At 62.4% G+C, this 18,070-nt stretch carries 18 protein-coding genes; 13 read left to right on the top strand and 5 right to left on the bottom strand.

Features of this window, described 5'->3' with window-relative positions; translation table 11 throughout:
* Positions 1-174: 174 nt before the first annotated feature.
* A complete protein-coding gene (locus tag FY528_RS16755; RefSeq protein ID WP_149072177.1) occupies positions 175-1,233 on the bottom strand; it encodes a response regulator in 1,059 nt (352 codons plus the stop codon).
* The gene (locus FY528_RS16750; protein ID WP_149072176.1) at positions 1,211-2,827 is read right to left on the bottom strand and encodes a sensor histidine kinase; all 1,617 of its coding nucleotides are present in this window, start codon (positions 2,825-2,827) and stop codon (positions 1,211-1,213) included. Before FY528_RS16750 ends, FY528_RS16755 begins: the two co-directional genes overlap by 23 nt.
* Positions 2,828-3,006: 179 nt before the next feature.
* Between FY528_RS16750 and FY528_RS16745 the strand changes: the two genes are divergently transcribed.
* Entirely contained in the window at positions 3,007-3,324 is a 318-nt protein-coding gene (locus tag FY528_RS16745) for a thioredoxin (protein WP_149072175.1), read from the top strand.
* 129 nt (positions 3,325-3,453) lie between these two features.
* Here FY528_RS16745 and FY528_RS16740 read toward each other — a convergent pair whose 3' ends face one another.
* On the bottom strand, positions 3,454-3,840 hold the full coding sequence (locus tag FY528_RS16740; protein ID WP_149072174.1) for a group III truncated hemoglobin: 387 nt from the start codon (positions 3,838-3,840) through the stop codon (positions 3,454-3,456).
* A gap of 20 nt (positions 3,841-3,860) precedes the next feature.
* Complete coding sequence (locus FY528_RS16735; protein WP_149072173.1) at positions 3,861-4,352, bottom strand: hypothetical protein; 492 nt, start codon at positions 4,350-4,352, stop codon at positions 3,861-3,863.
* Between the two features lie 184 nt (positions 4,353-4,536).
* Here FY528_RS16735 and FY528_RS16730 point away from each other — a divergent pair, with 184 nt between their 5' ends.
* From FY528_RS16730 to hemF, 11 genes are all read left to right on the top strand, one after another.
* On the top strand, positions 4,537-6,948 hold the full coding sequence (locus FY528_RS16730; RefSeq protein WP_149072172.1) for a heavy metal translocating P-type ATPase: 2,412 nt from the start codon (positions 4,537-4,539) through the stop codon (positions 6,946-6,948).
* Positions 6,949-6,970: 22 nt separating this feature from the next.
* Positions 6,971-7,120, top strand: a complete 150-nt coding sequence (gene ccoS / locus FY528_RS16725) for a cbb3-type cytochrome oxidase assembly protein CcoS (protein ID WP_149072171.1) — start codon at positions 6,971-6,973, stop codon at positions 7,118-7,120.
* Between the two features lie 118 nt (positions 7,121-7,238).
* The gene (gene ccoN / locus FY528_RS16720; protein WP_262384036.1) at positions 7,239-9,449 is read left to right on the top strand and encodes a cytochrome-c oxidase, cbb3-type subunit I; all 2,211 of its coding nucleotides are present in this window, start codon (positions 7,239-7,241) and stop codon (positions 9,447-9,449) included.
* Between the two features lie 35 nt (positions 9,450-9,484).
* Positions 9,485-9,688, top strand: coding sequence for a hypothetical protein (locus tag FY528_RS16715; RefSeq protein WP_149072170.1), 204 nt, complete (start codon positions 9,485-9,487; stop codon positions 9,686-9,688).
* Positions 9,682-9,948, top strand: a complete 267-nt coding sequence (locus tag FY528_RS16710) for a hypothetical protein (RefSeq protein ID WP_149072169.1) — start codon at positions 9,682-9,684, stop codon at positions 9,946-9,948. The genes FY528_RS16715 and FY528_RS16710 overlap by 7 nt, the downstream gene beginning before the upstream one ends.
* Positions 9,942-10,802: a cbb3-type cytochrome c oxidase N-terminal domain-containing protein gene (locus FY528_RS16705; protein WP_149072168.1), complete on the top strand. Its 861-nt coding sequence runs from the start codon at positions 9,942-9,944 to the stop codon at positions 10,800-10,802. Before FY528_RS16710 ends, FY528_RS16705 begins: the two co-directional genes overlap by 7 nt.
* Before the next feature lie 70 nt (positions 10,803-10,872).
* Positions 10,873-12,282: a cytochrome c oxidase accessory protein CcoG gene (ccoG, locus tag FY528_RS16700; RefSeq protein ID WP_149072167.1), complete on the top strand. Its 1,410-nt coding sequence runs from the start codon at positions 10,873-10,875 to the stop codon at positions 12,280-12,282.
* 40 nt (positions 12,283-12,322) lie between these two features.
* Positions 12,323-12,799 carry a FixH family protein gene (locus FY528_RS16695; protein ID WP_149072166.1) on the top strand — a complete coding sequence of 159 codons (477 nt, stop codon included), beginning with the start codon at positions 12,323-12,325 and terminating at the stop codon, positions 12,797-12,799.
* 36 nt (positions 12,800-12,835) lie between these two features.
* Positions 12,836-13,591 (top strand): sulfite exporter TauE/SafE family protein, encoded by a 756-nt coding sequence (locus tag FY528_RS16690; RefSeq protein WP_149072165.1) that lies wholly within the window; start codon positions 12,836-12,838, stop codon positions 13,589-13,591.
* 40 nt (positions 13,592-13,631) lie between these two features.
* Complete coding sequence (locus FY528_RS16685) at positions 13,632-14,567, top strand: universal stress protein (protein WP_149072164.1); 936 nt, start codon at positions 13,632-13,634, stop codon at positions 14,565-14,567.
* Positions 14,568-14,594: 27 nt separating this feature from the next.
* Entirely contained in the window at positions 14,595-15,524 is a 930-nt protein-coding gene (hemF, locus tag FY528_RS16680) for an oxygen-dependent coproporphyrinogen oxidase (protein WP_149072163.1), read from the top strand.
* Between the two features lie 297 nt (positions 15,525-15,821).
* Here hemF and FY528_RS16675 read toward each other — a convergent pair whose 3' ends face one another.
* Complete coding sequence (locus FY528_RS16675; RefSeq protein WP_149072162.1) at positions 15,822-17,030, bottom strand: acetate/propionate family kinase; 1,209 nt, start codon at positions 17,028-17,030, stop codon at positions 15,822-15,824.
* Positions 17,031-17,644: 614 nt separating this feature from the next.
* Between FY528_RS16675 and FY528_RS16670 the strand changes: the two genes are divergently transcribed.
* Positions 17,645-18,064 (top strand): SRPBCC family protein, encoded by a 420-nt coding sequence (locus tag FY528_RS16670; protein WP_149072161.1) that lies wholly within the window; start codon positions 17,645-17,647, stop codon positions 18,062-18,064.
* Positions 18,065-18,070 lie beyond the last annotated feature (6 nt).

Genomic DNA, 18,070 nt, shown 5'->3' with positions numbered 1-18,070 from the left:
GGCCATGCAGAGCGTCTGGTACCGCCAGGCAAGACGTGCCCCATGCCCTGACGGGCAGACACCGGACGTGCACAGAGGAGCTTTATACGGAGCCGCGCAGCTTTTGGCAATGCTGAGGGCAGGCGCCCAAGCCCGGCCACCCCGGAGTACGTGCTCCGGCCGCCGGAATAGCCCCTACCAGTTGGCGCGGCGCAGCTTTTCGGGCAGCAGCACCCGAATAAACTTATTGTTCAGCTCGATAATGCCATCCTGCCGGAACTCGCTCAGGGTGCGGCTGAGCGACTCCGGAGCGGTGCCAATCAGGGCGGCCATGTCGTCGCGGGAAAGCTGGATCAGGGGCTGCTCGGGGGCACTGGTGCTGGCTTGCTCGTGCAGGCGCAGCAGGGCGTCGGCCACGCGCTTGCGCAGGGAGTTGTAGGCCATATCCACCAGCTGCTCTTCCCGCTCGCGCACGTTGCCGGCCAGCAGGTGAATAAACTGCTGGCTTACCTCGGGGTTGCGTAGCAGCAGCTGCATAAAATCCTCGCCCGGAATGTGCAGCAGGGTAGCGTCTTCCACCGCAATGGCCGAGTCGTGGTGGGGGCTGTGTTCTAGCAGGGCCTTGTAGCCGAAGAACTCGCCCGCCTGGTATATGCCCGTAATCAGCTCTTTGCCGGCGGCCGTGGTTTTGGTGGTTTTCACCCGCCCGGCCTGCACAAAATACAGGCGCGTAGGCTCGTCGCCCTCCCGGTATACGGCCTGCTTGCGGCGCACCAAGTGGGGCTTGCGGTCCAGGGTGAGGCTGCTCAGGCTGGCGGTTTGCTGGGCATCCTGCAGAAACTCCTGCAGCCCGTTGGCCTGCAGGTCGTAGGTGGGCTTGAGGTGGCTGAAGCGCGCCAGCCGGCTGCTGATGGCGCTCAGCAGCTCACTTTCCTCGAAGGGCTTGGTCAGGTAGTCGTCGGCGCCCAGCTCCATGCCGCGGCGCAGGTCGCTCCGCTCGGTTTTGGCCGTCAGAAAAATAAAGGGCACGCCTTGCAGCTGGGGGTTCTGGTTGAAGATGTGCAGCACTCCGTAGCCATCCAGTACGGGCATCATGATGTCGCACACCACCAGGTCGGGCCGGGTACGCAGGGCCTGTTCCACGCCTACCTTGCCGTTTTCGGCGGCTACCACGGTATAGCCCGCCATTTCCAGAATCTCGGCGGTGTTTTCGCGGATGAAGTCGTTGTCCTCAATCAGGAGAATGGTTTTCATAGGGAATCGTAATCGTGACGGTGGTGCCTACCTCCAGGGTGCTTTGCAGGGAGATGGTGCCGTGCATGAGCTCCAGATACTTGGCAATAATGTACAGGCCCAGGCCGGTGCCGGGCACGTTGGTGACGTTGCGGGCCCGGAAAAAGCGTTCAAACAAATGCTCCTGGTCTTCCGGCGAGATGCCCACGCCCTGGTCCTGCACGCTGAGCGTGAGCTGGCCCGCCTGGCACTGCGCCCGTAGGCTCACCACCGAATCGGGCCCCGAGTACTTAATGGCGTTGGAAAGCAGGTTGACGAGAATCTTGCGCAAGAGGGAGGCATCGAGCCACACGTCGGCGGGGCAGTTTACGGCGGGCACTACCGTTTGGCCGGGCTTGAGCATGCCCTGCACATCGGCCACCACATCCTGTACCAGAGCCGGCAGGTGCAGGCGGGCCGGGCGGGCCAGCACCTTGCCTTCCTCAATGCGGCCCACCGACAGAAACTCCTCCAGAATGTCGTTGAGGTGATTCACCGACTGCCGAATCCGGTCCAGGTGCCGCACGCGCTTGTCCTGCTGCTCGGTGGCGGGGTATTTCTCAATCAGCGAAGCCGAGGTGAGCACGGCCGTGAGCGGGGTGCGGAACTCGTGCGAGGCCATGCTCACAAACCGCGACTTCAGCTCGCCCAGCTCCTGCTCGGCCGCCAGGGCTTTGGCCAGTTCATCCTGGCGCTGCTCCAGCTGCTCCAGGGTGTTGAGCAGGGCGTGGGTACGGTCGGCTACCTTTTGCTCCAGGTCGGCGTTGAGCCGCTCCACGCGCTGCTGCTCGGCCAGCAGGGCCCGGTCGGCGTTGCGCTTGGCGGTAATGTCGAGCACGTAGGACACCACGTAGAGCTCCTCGTCCAGGTAGAAATAGCTCAGGCTGACTTCCACGGGAAACACGGAGCCATCCTTGCGCAAGGCTTCCAGCTCGCCGCGGTGGCCGCCCATGGCCCGCACGGAGGGGCGGGCGTTGAAAGAAGCGCGCAGCTGCTCGTGGTTGCGGCCGGGCATAGTGGGCACCAGCGCATCAATGCAAAGCCCCACCAGCTCCCCAGCCTGGTAGCGAAACTGCTGGTCGGCCATCTGGTTGGCCGACACGATGGTGCCGGCGCGGTTACACACCATGATGCCAATGGTGGCGTTGGCGAAAATAGCCTCGAAGCGGCTCACGCTCTGGGCCAGCTCCCGCTCGGCCTCCTGCAGCCGGTCGTGTTGCTGGCTGAGGCGCACCAGGTAATAAGGCGCCCCGTCGGCCGCAAAATACGTCAGCTCCAAACGTGCCCTTAGGGTTTCGCCGTCCAGCCGGGTAAGGTCGGTTTCCAGTACCTGCGGGCCTTGCCGGCGCGTCTGGTCGAGCAGGGCGGCCCAATTGGCGGATGAAAGCAGCGGAGTGCGCAGGGCGCGGGTGGGGTCGGCCAGCAGGGCGGGGGCGGAGGGGTACCCCAGCAGCTGGGCGCCGGCCGGGTTTACCTGCGTAAACCAGCCCCGCGTGCCATCATATACGCCCACGAACTCAGTAGCCTGGGCGAGCAGCGTGTGGGCCAGGGCCTGCGCAAGGGAATCGGTGGTCATAGGAGAAACAGAGCTGAGACGGTTATTGTCTTCCTTAGACGGCCGCCCCGCCCAAAGTAGCGCAAAAAAAAGCAGCCATCCGGGGTGATGACAATTGTCAACCGCTGGGGTGAGGAGGCTCATGGACTGCCAGGCAGGCCAGCAGGTAATTTTACGGCTACACGTTAATTTCTTCGTTGATGCCCTTTTCTCCGCCCTCACCTGCCTTGTCCTCCGATACGGCTGTGCTGCTGGTGCTGTTGGCCCCGGCCAGCGAAGCGCAGCAGCAAACGCACGTGGCGGCCAGCCTGCGAGCCTTGCAGCGGCGGCTGGGAACTGCCGTGCGCGTCATGAAAATAGATGAGGCCCGCCACCCCACCGTGGTACGCAGCTTCGGCACCCCCGAGCTGCCGGCCTGCGTGCTGGTACGCCAGGGCGTGGAGCTGTGGCGGCAGCAGGGCCTGCCCGAAGACGAGGCCAGCGTAACCAGGCTGCTGGCCGCCGCCGGCCCGGCCTGAGTTGGCCGCAGTTCCCTGCCACCCCGCAAAGGCTAGGCTTACGTATTTGAAACGCCGTTCTCGTTCGGCAGCAAGCTCCCAGCGGGCGTTGCCGCCGAACAAGAACGGCGTTGTTTGCTAAGCCAGCGCTTATAGCAAAGACAGCGGATTGGGGCGCAGTCGGCTTTCAAAAACGTGGGCAATGTTTTGGGCCCGCAGCTTGGCCTCGGCGGCTACCGGTCCGGCAAACAGCTCATCAACGGTAGCAAAAAACAGCTCGAGCCAGCGCTGGAAATGCTCCCCCGCAATGGGCAGGGGAATGTGCTTGAGGAAAGGCCGCCCCCGGTAGCGGGAAGTGTGCAGCAGGAGCCCGCTCCAGAAATCGTACATCTGCGGCATGTGGGCTTCCCAGTTCACGCGGGCAAAATCGTTGAAGATGGGCGCCAGCAGCGGGTCGGCATTCACCTTGTCGTAGAAGGCGTCTACCAGCGTTTTTACGTCGGCTTCGGTGTGAATATCGGGGCGGAATGGGGGCATGGCAAAAGCAGAAAGGAATACTACGAGAAAACGGCAGGCCGGGGCTGCACCGCGCCAACGGCGGCTGGGGCCGGCTGGAGCAGCCAGTAAAACGCCGTGCTGCCGGTGTACAACAGCGTCAGCAGCTTGGTAATTTCCAAGCCGATGTAGGTAGGGTGAAGCAGGGTAGGGGCCACCTCCCGGCCGGCCTGCAAAGCCAGGGCGCGGGCATCGAGGGCGGGCAGCAACCCCACAGTTTGTACCAGCAGTATCAGACTCAATACCCCCAGGCCCCACCACACCCGCGCCGGGGCGCGCAGCCCGGCCGCGCTCAGTAAGCCCACGGCGCACAGGCCAAGCTCTAGTTTGTTGAGGGCGGCAAACACAATGCGCCCGATGCCGACGCCCAGCACGGTGGTGATGTGCGGAGCCGTAAACTTCAGGGGAGCTTCCAGAAAGGAAATACCGACCACCAGCCCGGCCCACAGAAACAGGGCGGCTACCAGCAGCAGGGAAAGCAAAGCGCGTGACATAACAAGGGAAGAAAAGAGGGTAGCACGAAAAGAAAAGGCACTGTCATGAAGCGGCACCTTGCTGCAAAGATGTGGCGCGCGGGCGTACGAGTACCTGACATCAATCATGGTGCGGGGTGACATCCCTCATCGGACCGGGCGCCACCGGGGCGGAGCTTTGTAGCTAAACTTTTCTGTGCCTGCCGTGCCTGCCGCTGTTCTTGCTCCCCCCGCTACTCATCTTGCCTGCGCCCACTGCGGCGACGACTGCCCGCCCGAGCCGCTACTGCTGGGGGAGGTGCCCTTTTGCTGCGCCGGCTGCCGCACCGTGTACGAGCTGCTGGAGGCCAACAACCTGTGCACCTACTACCGGCTGGATGCGCAGCCCGGCCTGAAAGTGCAGGACGTGGAGCTGCCCGGCCGCTTCGACTACCTCGACACCGCGTCGGTGCAGGAGCAGCTGCTGGCCTTCCGCTCCGACACGCGCGCCCGCCTCACGCTCAGCATCCCGCAGATGCACTGCACCTCCTGCATCTGGCTGCTGGAGCACCTGCCCCGCCTGAACGCCGGCATCGTGGAGGCGCGGGTGCAGTTTCTGCGCAAGGAAATTACCATCACTTACCTCACCGCCGAAACCAGCCTGCGCGCCGTGGTGCAGCTGCTGGCCTCCGTGGGCTACGAGCCCCAGATTACCCTGGCCGCCCTGGGCGCCCAGCCCCACCGCGCCAGCCGCACGCTCTACTACCAGCTGGGGCTGGCCGCCTTTGCTTTCGGCAACGTGATGCTGCTGGCCCTGCCCGACTACTTCTCCTTCGTGGAAAGCCTGCAGCAGGGGTTCGGGCGGTTTTTTGGCTACCTCAGTCTGGGGCTGGCTTTGCCCGTATTGCTGTTCAGCGCCCAGGGCTTTTTTCGCTCGGCCTGGCAGGGCGTGCGGCAGCGCTACATCAACCTCGATTTTCCCATCAGCCTGGGGCTGGCCTCCCTGTTTGGGGTGAGCACCTACGCCGTACTCACGGGCAGCGGCCCCAGCTACTTCGACTCGTTTACCGGCCTCGTCTTCTTCATGCTCATTGGCAAGTGGGTGCAGCAGCACACTTACGACGCCCTGCGCTTCGACCGCGACTTTACGTCTTACTTCCCCGTGGCCGTCACCCAACTCACGCCCGCTGGCGAGCAGCCCATTTCGGTGAAGGAGCTGAAGCCGGGCTACCGCATCCGGGTGCGCAACCAAGAGGTTATTCCGGCCGATGCCGTGCTTTTGCGCGGGGCCGGGCAGATTGACTACTCCTTTGTATCGGGGGAAAGCACGCCGGTGGCCCGCGCCTCGGGCGAGCTGGTGTACGCGGGCGGGCGGCAGCTGGGCGAGGCCATCGACCTGGAAGTGACGCGGGAGGTGTCGCAGGGCTACCTCACCCAGCTCTGGAACAACCCCGCCTTTGCCAAGGAAGAAACGCACCGCACCCTCGAAACCTACGCCAACCGCGTGGGCCGCTACTTTGTGGCCGTTACGCTGGTGCTGGCGGCCGGCACCCTGGCCTACTGGGCCCCACGCGACCAGGCCCTGATGTGGCAGGCCTTCACCTCGGTGCTGGTTATTGCCTGCCCGTGCGCGCTGTCGTTGGCCACGCCGTTTGCCCTGGGCGCCGCCCTGCGCGTGTTGGGCCGCCACAAGCTCTACCTGAAAAACGCGGGCGTGGTAGAAACCCTGGCCCGGGCCGATACGCTGGTGTTCGACAAAACCGGCACCCTCACCGACGCCCACCAGGCGGAAGTAGCCTACGAGGGCCGACCCTTATCAGAAAAGGAAAAGCAGCTGGTAGCCACGGCCGCAGCTCAGTCTACGCACCCGCTAAGCCGGCGCCTGGCCCAGGAGCTGAACGTAAAACCACTGCAGCCGACGGACTGCCGGGAAGTGGCGGGGCAGGGGGTAACGGCGGTGGTGGAAGGACAGGAAGTTCGGCTGGGCTCGGCGGCTTTTGTCGGGGTGGCTCTGGCCGCCGGCGCTACCTCAGAAACCCGCGTGTACGTGGGGCTGAATGGGGAGCCGGCCGGGTACTATACGTTTCACAATGTGTACCGGCCGGCCTTACCGGCCTTGCTGGCCAGCCTCAAAGGGCGCTACGCGCTGGCCGTACTTTCGGGGGATACGGCCGCCGAGCAGGACCGGCTGCGCGCCCTGTTTGGGGAAGATGCCGAGCTGCACTTCCAGCAGACGCCCGCCGACAAGCTGGCCTACATTGCGGCGCGGCGCGCCCAGGGCCACACCGTGGTCATGATCGGGGACGGCCTCAACGATGCCGGAGCCCTACGCGCGGCCGATGCCGGCATTGCCCTCACCGACAAGCTCACCAACTTCTCCCCAGCCTGCGACGCTATTCTGGACGTCAGCGCCTTTGGACAGCTTACTACGTTTCTGGGCTTCTCGCGGGCGTGTTTGCGGGCCGTGCTCATCACCTTCGCCCTGTCGTTTGCCTACAACGGGTTTGGCCTGGCCATGGCCGTGCAGGGCAAGTTCACGCCCATTGTGTCGGCCATTCTGATGCCCATCAGCTCCCTGAGCGTGATGGTGGTGGCCACCCTGCTCGTGCGCTGGGCAGCCCGGCGCTACCGTCTCTAACACCTATCAAGCCCCAAGCCCCATGACCATTATTTTTCTGTTGATTTTCGTGAGTCTGCTGGTGGCCCTCACGTTTCTGGGGGCTTTCCTGTGGGCCGTGCGCAACGGGCAGTACGACGACGCCTACACGCCCTCGGTGCGCATGCTCTTTGATGAGGAAGAGCAGCCGTAGGCGAATTTGAAAAGCGGGCGGTATTGACATCTATCAAGCGGGGCCTTGACGTTCGTCATGCTTCCGGCGGGCAGCAGGCAGGACCTTTGAAGAAGTAAAACCACTACTTCTTCGCCCCATGCAAGCTGCCTTTACTTCGCCTCTCACCGCTCCTGAGCCGCCGCTGGTTCAGAGCCGGGTGTCCCGCGCGGTCGACGAGTTTTTCTACGACAACCAGATTGTCCGCGACTTTGGCATAGCCACCATTTTCTGGGGCATTGCCGGCATGTTGGTGGGTATCCTGGCCGCGTTTCAGCTGGCCCAGCCCGATGCCAACCTGCACACCTCGTTTACCACGTTTGGGCGCATCCGGCCCCTGCACACCAACGCCGTCATCTTCGCCTTCGTGGGCAACGGCATCTTCATGGGGGTGTACTACTCGCTGCAGCGCCTGTGCAAAGCCGCCATGTACTCCAAAACCCTGAGCCGGGTGCACTTCTGGGGCTGGCAGCTCATTATTCTGAGCGCGCTGATTTCCCTGCCCCTGGGCTACACCACCAGCAAGGAGTACGCCGAGCTGGAGTGGCCCATCGACATTGCCATTACGCTGGTGTGGGTGGTGTTTGGCTGGAACATGTTCGGCACCATTGCCCGGCGCCGGGAGCGGCACCTCTACGTGGGCATCTGGTTTTACATTGCCACGTTCCTGACCGTAGCCGTTCTGCACATCGTCAACTCCATGGAGGTGCCGGTGAGCTTCATGAAAAGCTACTCGGCCTACGCCGGCGTGCAGGATGCCCTGGTGCAATGGTGGTACGGGCACAACGCCGTAGCCTTCTTCCTGACTACGCCCTACCTGGGTTTGATGTACTACTTCCTGCCCAAGGCCGCGGGCCGGCCGGTGTACTCGTACCGCCTGAGCATTATTCACTTCTGGTCCCTGATTTTTATTTACATCTGGGCCGGGCCGCACCACCTGCTCTACACGTCCCTGCCCGACTGGGCCCAGAGCCTGGGCGTGGCCTTCTCCGTGATGCTGATTGCGCCCAGTTGGGGCGGCATGATCAACGGCCTGCTTACCCTGCGTGGGGCCTGGGATAAGGTGCGCGAGGAGCCGGTGCTCAAGTTTATGGTGGTGGCCATTACGGCCTACGGCATGGCCACCTTCGAAGGGCCCATGCTCAGCCTGAAGAACGTCAACGCCATTGCCCACTTCACCGACTGGATTGTGGCGCACGTGCACGTGGGCGCCCTGGGCTGGAACGGCTTCCTCACCTTCGCCATGCTCTACTGGCTGTGGCCCCGCCTGTACCGCACGCCCCTCTACTCCAAGAAGCTGGCCAACGCCCACTTCCTGATTGGCACCCTGGGCATTCTGTTCTACGCCCTGCCTATGTACTGGGCCGGCTTTACCCAGGGGTTGATGTGGAAGCAGTTTAATGCCGAGGGCATGCTGCAGTACCCCAACTTCCTGGAAACCGTGCTCAACCTGGTGCCTATGTACTACCTGCGGGGTATTGGCGGGGTAATGTACCTGAGCGGCGTGTTCCTGATGCTCTATAACTTGGTGAAAACGGCCCAGGCCGGCTCGTTGCTGGCCGCAGAAAAAGCCCAGGCACCCGCCCTGCTGCCCGCCGCCGAGGACCCCCACGCCGACGCCGGCCACTGGCACCGCTGGATTGAGCGCCGCCCCGTGCAGATGGCCGTGTGGGCCACCGTAGCCATTGCCATCGGCGGGGCTGTGGAAATGATTCCCACCTTCCTGATCAAGTCGAACGTGCCCACCATTGCCTCGGTGAAGCCTTATACCTCGCTGGAGCTGCAGGGCCGCGACATCTACATCAAGGAAGGCTGCTCGAACTGCCACACTCAGATGGTGCGCCCCTTCCGCTCCGAAACCGAGCGGTACGGCGAGTACTCCAAAGCCGGCGAGTTTGTGTACGACCGGCCCTTCCTGTGGGGCAGCAAGCGTACCGGTCCCGACCTGCACCGCGTGGGTGCCAAGTACCCGCACTCCTGGCACTACAACCACATGCTCGACCCCACCAGCATGTCGCCGGGCTCCATCATGCCGCCTTACCCCTGGCTGTTTGAAAACGACATCGACTACTCCACCCTACCCAAGAAAATACGGGTGCTGCAGCAGCTGGGCACGCCATACCCCGCCGGCTACGATAAGCAGGCCGTGGCCGATGCCCGCCGCCAGGCCCAGGGCATTGTGCAGGAGCTGAAGAAGGAGGAAATCGAAGTAAGGTCGGACAAGGAAATCGTGGCCCTCATTGCTTACCTGCAGCGCCTGGGCACCGATATCAAAGTGAAGCCGGAGCAGGCTGCCGCGGCTGCTCAGTAAAGCCCGGTACCTACCTCCCAACCTGCGCTACTGCCATGTACAAGAACGTTTTGCAATCTATTGCCGGCATTGAGATATACCCGCTTATCTCCTTCGGCATCTTCTTTCTCTTCTTCCTGGGCTTGCTGGTCTGGGTGGTCATTGCCAACCGCCAGCACCTGCACACCATGAGCCTGATGCCCCTGCTCGGCGACGACGAAACCGCGGCCCCTCACTCCGAACCCGACGCGCTATGCTAACCAAACGCACCGTGCTGCTGACGGCTACCGGCCTGCTTACCGGCTACCTGGCGGGGGCGCAAACCCCCGCCGCGGCCCCCGCTACCTCGGGCTCTACCATTCTGTTCTGGCTGCTGCTGGGCGTACTAGGCATCGTGCTGGTGCTCACGCTGGTGGCCGGTGCTTCGGTAGCCTCCGCCGTGCAGCGCCCCCCGGCCGCCCAAACTCCCGCTACTCAAGACCAAACCCCCTCCACGCAGAAAGGAGCTGCTGTATGTTAAGTTTTTCCCTGACTTCTCTTCGGGCGCTGGCCGCTGCGGTCCTGCTGTTGCAAGCCGGTACCGCCCTGGCGCAAGCCCCAGCCGAATCCGCCAAGCCCGCCGGGGCCGACACGCAGATGCTGCTGTTCTGGTTTTTGCTGAGTACCCTGGCACTGGTGCTGCTGGTGTTTGTGCTGTTCTTCACCATGATCATCGTGAAGATGAAGCCCCAGCTGCGCAAGCTCTACGAGCTGCCCACGGTGCACGACACCTGGAGCGGCCAGGTACTGGGCCTGCTCATCGGCGACCCGGCCCTGGTAACCGGTAAGAACAAGGATGAGCTGATGGGCCACGACTACGACGGCATCACGGAGTTCGACAACGACCTGCCGCCGTGGTGGAAGTACGGCTTCTACGTCACCATTGTGTTTGCGGTGGCTTACATGGGCTACTACCACGTGGCCCAGGCCGGGCAGCTGCAAACGGCGGAGTACGAAACCGAGATGCAACAAGCCACGCTGCTGGTGTCGGCTGATAACGACGACCCCAACAAGCTGACTACCTACGCGGCCCTGAAAGCCCCCGCCGACCTGGATGCCGGCAAAACCATCTTCACCACCAACTGCGCGCCCTGCCACGGCCCCAACGCCGAGGGCAAAGTAGGCCCCAACCTGACGGACGAGTACTGGCTGCACGGCGGCGAAATCAACCACGTGTACAAAACCATCAAGTTCGGCGTCACCAGCAAAGGCATGGTGGCCTGGAAGGGCAAGCTCTCGGGCAAGCAGATTCTGCAGGTGTCGTCCTTTATCGCAAGCCTGAAAGGCTCCAAGCCCGCTGGCGCCAAAGAGCCCCAGGGCGATAAGGAGCTCTAGCCCGGGCTGCCCGCCTCGCATTTCCTACCCACCGTTCAGGCGCCGCAGCCACCCGCTCGCGCCACCCGCCATGTCCGTTACCACCTTTCACCCCAACGACGACTTCCGCGACTCCATCGCCACGGTGGATGCTGACGGCAAGCGCGTGTGGCTGTACCCGAAGCAGCCCAGTGGCCCGCTCTACCGCGCCCGCAAGTGGATCAGCTACGGCCTGCTGGCTTTGCTGTTTGCGGGGCCCTGGCTGCGCTTCCGGGAGCTGCCCCTGTTGATGCTGAACCTGCCCGAGCGGAAGTTTATCATCCTTGGGCAGATCTTCTGGCCCCAGGATTTCTTTATCCTGCTGATAGGGGCGCTGACCTTTCTGCTGTTCATTATCCTGTTTACGATAGTCTACGGCCGTATTTTCTGCGGGTGGGTGTGCCCCCAGACCATCTTCCTGGAGTTTGTGTTCCGGCGCATCGAGTACTGGCTGGAAGGCGATGCGCCCCAGCAGAAAGCCCTGGACCGCGCCGACTGGACCTGGAACAAAATCTGGCGCAAAACCAGCAAGCACGCGCTGTTCCTGCTGATTTCGTTTCTGATTGCCAACACCTTCCTGGCTTACATCATTGGCTCGGATGCGCTGGTGAAGATTGTGACCGATCCGCTAACCGCGCACCTGGGCGGCCTCACCTCCATGGTGGTGTTCACGGGGGTATTCTACGCGGTGTTTGCCCGGTTTCGGGAGCAGGTGTGCACCATTGCCTGCCCCTACGGCCGGCTACAAGGTGTGCTCCTGGACAAAGACAGCCTGGTGGTGGCCTACGACTACAAGCGTGGCGAGCCGCGCGAGAAGCTGCGCAAAAACCAGCAGCGCACCGCCGGCGACTGCATCGACTGCCACCAGTGCGTGCAGGTGTGCCCCACGGGTATCGACATCCGCAATGGCGCCCAGCAGCTGGAGTGCACCAACTGCACCGCCTGCATTGATGCCTGCAACAACATCATGGCCATGATAGATCTGCCGAAAGGGCTGATCCGCCACGCCTCGGAAAACGACATTGCCAATGGCACCACGTTCCGGCTGACGGGCCGCATGAAAGTATACTCGGGGGTGCTGGTGGTGTTGCTGAGCGTGCTCACCTTTCTGCTGGTGTCGCGCTCCAACGTGCAGGCCACGGTGCTGCGCACCCCGGGGCAGCTGTTCCAGAAAACGGAGCGGGGTACCATTTCCAACCTCTACAACATCTCCGTCATCAACAAAACCAACCGCCCGTACCCCATCACCCTGCGGGTGCTGGAGCCGGCCGGCGGCACCATTGCGCTGGTGGGCAAAGACGGCCTCACGCTGCCCGCCCAGGGCCTGACGGAAGGCGTGTTTTTTGCCGAGCTGCCGAAGTCGGCCCTGCACGCTACCAACCAGGAAATTCGCATTGGGGTGTTTAGCGGCGGCCAGCTCATTACGGAAACCGATACCAAGTTTCTGGGGCCGCCGCAGTAGCCCGCGCCCTGCCTCCCCAACGATTCTCACCTTCTTTGCTATGGTTACCCCAGCTCCTCCTAAACGCACCATCTGGCCCTACGCCATCATTGCTGCCTTCGTGCTCTTTGCCAGCTACATCGGCTTTATGGTGCAGCAGGCCATGCGCACCAGCGTCGACCTGGTAAGCCCCGATTACTACCAGCAGGAGTTGGCCTACCAGCAGCGCATGGAGTCGGTGGCGCGCACGGCGGCCCTGCCCGCGCCGGTGGTCGTCACCCACGAGGCCGCAGCTCACCGCCTGAAGCTGGCGCTGCCGGCCGGCCTGAGCGGGCAGGCTATCGAGGGCACGCTGCACTTCTTCCGGCCTTCCGATCAGAAGCTGGATTTCAAGCTGCCCTTCGCGCCCGCTGGCACTCCGGCCCTGCAGGAGCTGAACACCAGCAAGCTGCAGCCCGGTCTCTGGCGCCTGCGGGTTGATTTCACGGCCGGCAACCAGCAGTATTTCCTGGAAAAAGAGCTTTCTATCAGCGAGTAAGCGGGCTTACTGCCGTATCCATTCCCTCCTTCACGTATGCTCTGGGCTGGTTTCTTATTTGGGTTTTTGGGTAGCTTCCACTGCGTGGGCATGTGCGGGGCTATTGCGCTGGCGTTGCCGGGTCAGGGCAACCCCGTGGGCTGGCGCTACGTGCGGGGGCGGGTGCTCTACAACCTGGGCCGCGTCACGACCTACTCGCTGCTGGGCGCCGTGGCCGGTATGGTGGGGCAGGGGTTGCGGCTGGCTGGCTGGCAGCAGGGACTTTCTATTGCCTCGGGCCTGCTTATTCTGCTGCTGGTGGCCGTGCCGGAACGCTACACCAGCCGGGCATCTATGGCGCTGGGGCTGAGCCGGGGGCTAGGCGCCGTGAAAAACCAATTGGGATACTACTTCCAGCAGCCCACGGCCCGGGCCCTCTACACCACCGGCCTGCTCAATGGCCTGTTGCCCTGCGGCATGGTGTACCTGGCCCTGGCCGGAGCCATCAGCGCCCCGGGGGTGCCGGGCGCCGTGCTCTACATGGCCTTGTTTGGGCTGGGCACCGTGCCGCTTATGCTGGCTTTGTCCCTGAGCGGGCAGCTGGTGCCGCTGCCGTGGCGTATGCGCCTGCGCCAGGCCGTGCCGGTAATGGCCTTGGGCCTGGCGGCCCTGTTTATCCTGCGCGGCCTGGGGCTGGGCATTCCGTATCTGAGTCCGCAGCTGGGCACGGCCGGGGCAGTAGCGGCGCCCGTAGGCCAGCCCGCCTCGGTGCACTATTGCCAGAGCGTGCCTCAGGCCGCCTCCGCGCGCTAATTGCTCCTCCCGTTTTCCTTCTCCTTACCTCTTTCTCCCGATGCAGACCCTCCTCGTGCCCATTGACTTTACTGCCGCCGCCGAAAACGCGCTGGGGTATGCCAACAAACTGGCGCTACGCCTGCCCGCCGAAATTGTGCTGGTGCATAGCTGCCCGCCGGGTACCGGGGCCGAGGGGCGGGCGGCGCTGCTGCGGCAGCTGCAGGCGTTGGCCGAGCGGCTGCGCTACCAGCAGCTAACCCGGCAGAGCGGCCGGCGCATCACCTATCACTATCATTTGCTGGCTGAGCCCCTGGCCCAGGGCCTGGAAGTGCTGGTGAATGGTTACTGCGCGAGCCTGGTGGTGCTGGGCCTCACGCTCATGGACTGCGCCACGGCCACAGCTGAAGGCACCACGCCCATGCTGCTGCCGGAACACGTGAGCTGCCCGGTGCTGGTGGTGCCGCCCGGCCGCCACGAGCTGCCCAGCCGCCACGAGCTGCCCAGCCGCGTGGTGGTGTCGGGGGATTTTACGCACCTCGATGCGCGCCGCCTGCCTTTCCTGACCCAGCTTACGCGCCCGGCCGGAGCCCACTTCGACCTAGTGCAGTTCTACGCGCCTACCCACGTGGGTTTGGCGCCCCTCAAAAAGGCGCTGATGGAAGCCCGGGCCCACCTGCCCGAGGCTACCGGGCACTTACTGCCGGAGGAAGACGCCCTGGAAGGCCTCAGCGACTTCTGCGCCCAGCAGGCGGCTCAGCTGCTCGTGCTGGCTACTGCCGATGGCTGCCTGGTGCGCCGCTTTTTTCACCCGCACTACACCAAAACCAACGCCTATCATCTGCGCATCCCGCTGGTGCTATTGCCCACCAGCCAGCTGCCCACGGAAACCTGCTGTGCCCAGTGTCACCTGCGGCAGGCGGCCGAAAGCCGGCGGCTGACCCAGGGAATGCCGCTTGCTGCGGCCGGGCGCTTTACCCCGGTTACGGCCGGCTAACTTCTCATCTTTTTCACGTTTACTAGTATGGTACTTACAAATGATGCACCGGCCGCGCCGCAAGCCGTGCGGGCTACGGTAGCGGAGTGGATGCGCTGGTTTCAGGACTGGCTCTGTGAGCAGTTGGCAGCGGCCGATGGTACCGGCACGTTCCGGGAAGATGCCTGGGTGCACCACAGCGGGGGCGGAGGGCGCACGCGCGTTATCAGCCAGGGCGCGGTGCTGGAAAAAGGTGGGGTAAATTTCTCGGCCGTGGAAGGGCGCATAAGTGAGGCGGCGGCCCGCACCCTGCTCATGCCCGACCCCAACTACTTTGCCACGGGCGTGTCGGTGGTGCAGCACCCGGGCAGCCCGCTCGTGCCCATTTCCCACATGAACGTGCGCTACTTCGAGGCCGGCAACGGGGAAGCCTGGTTTGGCGGCGGGCTGGATTTGACGCCCATCTACGTGGATGAAACCCAGGCCCGTTGGTTTCACCAGCAAATCAAGCAGGTCTGCGACCAGCATAACCCGGCCTACTACCCGCGCTTCAAGCAGTGGGCCGATGAGTACTTCTACTTGCCCCACCGCCAGGAAACCCGCGGCATCGGCGGCATCTTCTTCGACCGGCTGACGGTGGGCCAGGATGGCACGTTTGAGGAGCTGTTCGCCTTCGTGCAGGCCGTAGGCGAGGTGTATGGGCGTACGTATTCTACCCTTATGCGCCAGAATGCCGGCCTTCCTCACACCGAGCGGCAGAAGCAGTGGCAGTTGGTGCGCCGGGGCCGCTACGCCGAGTTCAACTTGGCCATCGACCGGGGCACGAAGTTTGGCCTGGAAACCGGCGGCCGCACCGAAAGCATCCTGATGAGCCTGCCGCCCCAGTGTGAGTGGCACTACAACTTTCCCATCGAGCCCGGCTCCCCCGAAGAAGCTACCCAGCATTGGCTGCGCCCTGGCATCGACTGGCTGAGCTAAGGGCGGGTTTGGGAAGTATGCTGCTTTGGCTGCGCTTAGCATGACGAAGCTGTTTACTAAAGTCAAAAATGGTTGTCATCCTGAGCGGAGCGAAGGACCTTGTCATAGCAGAACAAGCCGTTCAAGCGTGATAAGGTCCTTCGCTCCGCTCAGAATGACAATTAAAGCGGGAAAGCAGACTTTCCGAATAGCTTCGACGTAACCTGAATTTAGCGCCAACCATGCTTTGACAACCAGCATTTCCCGTTGTTGGCATACGCAACAGGGTATGCCAACAACGAAAAGACAGCTTCTGGCTTAAGCCAGCAACTGCGCGCACTGCCGCGCAATTTCCAGCTCCTCATTGGTCGGCACCACCAGAATCTTCGCCCGGGAGGAAGGCAGGCTGATTTCCCGCAGGCCAGGGATGCGCTGCTGATTGGCTGCCTCATCCAACTCCAGCCCAAAGAAGCCCATGTCCTGGCACGCGAGGCGGCGCACCAAGGCGTCGTTTTCGCCCACACCGGCCGTGAAGACTACCGCATCCAGTCCGCCCAGCACGGCCACGTAGGCCCCAATGTACTGGCGGATGCGGTATGCGTAGAGGTCGTAGGCCAGTTGGGCGCGGGCGTCGCCAGCCGCCAAGGCCGCCCCGATGTCGCGCATGTCGCTGCTACCCGTGAGGCCCAGCATCCCGCTTTCCTTGTTCAGCAGGGTGCTCACCTGCTCGGGAGAGTAGCCCAGCGGCCCCAGCAAATGCAGCAGCACGGAAGGGTCCAGGTCGCCGGTGCGGGTGCCCATCACCAGGCCGGCCAGGGGGCCAAAGCCCATGCTGGTATCCAGGGAAAGGCCCCCGCGCACGGCCGCTACGCTGCAGCCGTTGCCCAGGTGTACCGTAATCAGGCGGGCATCGGGGAGGCCCAGGTACGCTGTGGCCTGGGCGGCTACGTACTGGTGGCTGGTGCCGTGGAAGCCGTATTTGCGGATGCGCTGCTCGGTGTACAACGCCTCGGGCAGAGCGTAGCGGAAGGCGTACTCGGGCAGGGTCTGGTGAAAAGCCGTGTCGAACACCGCCACCTGCCGGGCCTGCGGAAACAGCTGCTCCGCCACGTCGATGCCCAGCAGGTTGGCCGGGTTGTGCAGGGGGGCCAGGGCAAACAGCCGCCGGATTTCGGTTTTCACTGCTTGCGTAATCAAAGTAGTAGCCGCAAATGCCTCCCCGCCGTGCACCACCCGGTGGCCCACCACGGCAATGTCAGCCGGGTCCTGAATCACGCCATTGGGGGCGGCCGTGAGCAGGCGCACAACTTCTCGCAAACCGGCCTCGTGGTTGGGTAGGGGCAGGGTGAGGCGCTGCTCAGTGGCCGGCATCTCCGGAGCATCCAGCGCAAAGACTTTGTGGGTGATGGTGGCTTGGTCCGCGCCGATGCGCTCTACCAGCCCGCTGCACACGGGCCGCTCCTGGGGCCAGCGAAACAGCTGGTACTTGATGGAAGAGCTGCCGGAGTTGATGACGAAGATGTGCATGTAGATCCTGAGGAGGGTTGTACCGGGTTTGGCAAGTTTCTATGGTTAGTTAGTTGCCATAAGCAGCAAAAACAAAGTAACGCTGGTCGGCTACCAGTATCTGCTTCCGAAAGCTTGCTTCTGCAGCACTGATTTCAGACGCCGGCAAAACTAGCAGAGAAAGTAGGCTGTGTGCGAAGCTTGTATCAACTGACTGCGTGTACTTGCCCTGCGGTAAGCTCGTTGTCATAGTGTCTGAAATGGCTCCTGATGGGATTAAAAAGTACAAGAGGTTAATCCATAGTTACTGCTCGTCTTCCTAAGGAAGACAGAGCCGCGAAGTGACCTATGTAGTCAGTATATAAGTTGGTATACTCAGTATGTGCTGTATGAAATACGATGTCTGGCCTATAGAAGGCGCTTCATAGCAGAAAGCGTTAAGTAGACATTGTTTCTAAAAAAGCTTACGGCGTAATTGATTAATAAAAAAGAAGTTGCGTGCTATTTATAAGCGTTATGCTGCGCGGCAATGTCCTGGCCGTGTGGTTAAGCAGTAACTCAGAGCGAAAAAGTCATAGTTGATGTTTGATATGATATGTATACATATTATATTTGTACATATCATATCAAAAACTATGTGGACTAAGTCGCACTCAATCGTCACCACTGCCGTGACCAAAGAACAAATGTGGAAGCTCTTTGCTGATGTCAACAACTGGCACCAGTGGGACGAAGGCATCGAATTTGCCCGACTGGAAGGCCGATTCGAAAAGGGCAGCCACTTTACTTTAAAGCCCAAAGGTGGCCCTAAAGTGAAAGTGAAATTGTTGGAAACGGAGGTTAACCAACATTTCCTCGACGTGACCAGCTTCCCACTGGCTAAGATGTACGACAAGCACACGTTTGAAGAAACGCCCGAGGGCCTGCGCATCACCAACACCTTATCGGTTCAGGGGCCTTTGTCCTTTCTATGGATTAAGCTTGTTGCGCAGACTATTGTGGACGCATTGCCAACTGATATGCAGAAGCAGATTGAAACCGCCAGCGCGCTGTAAGGGCTT

Origin of the sequence: Hymenobacter lutimineralis, from assembly GCF_008271285.1 — a bacterium.
GTDB lineage: Bacteria > Bacteroidota > Bacteroidia > Cytophagales > Hymenobacteraceae > Hymenobacter > Hymenobacter lutimineralis.
This window is presented reverse-complemented; position numbering and strand designations above follow the sequence as displayed.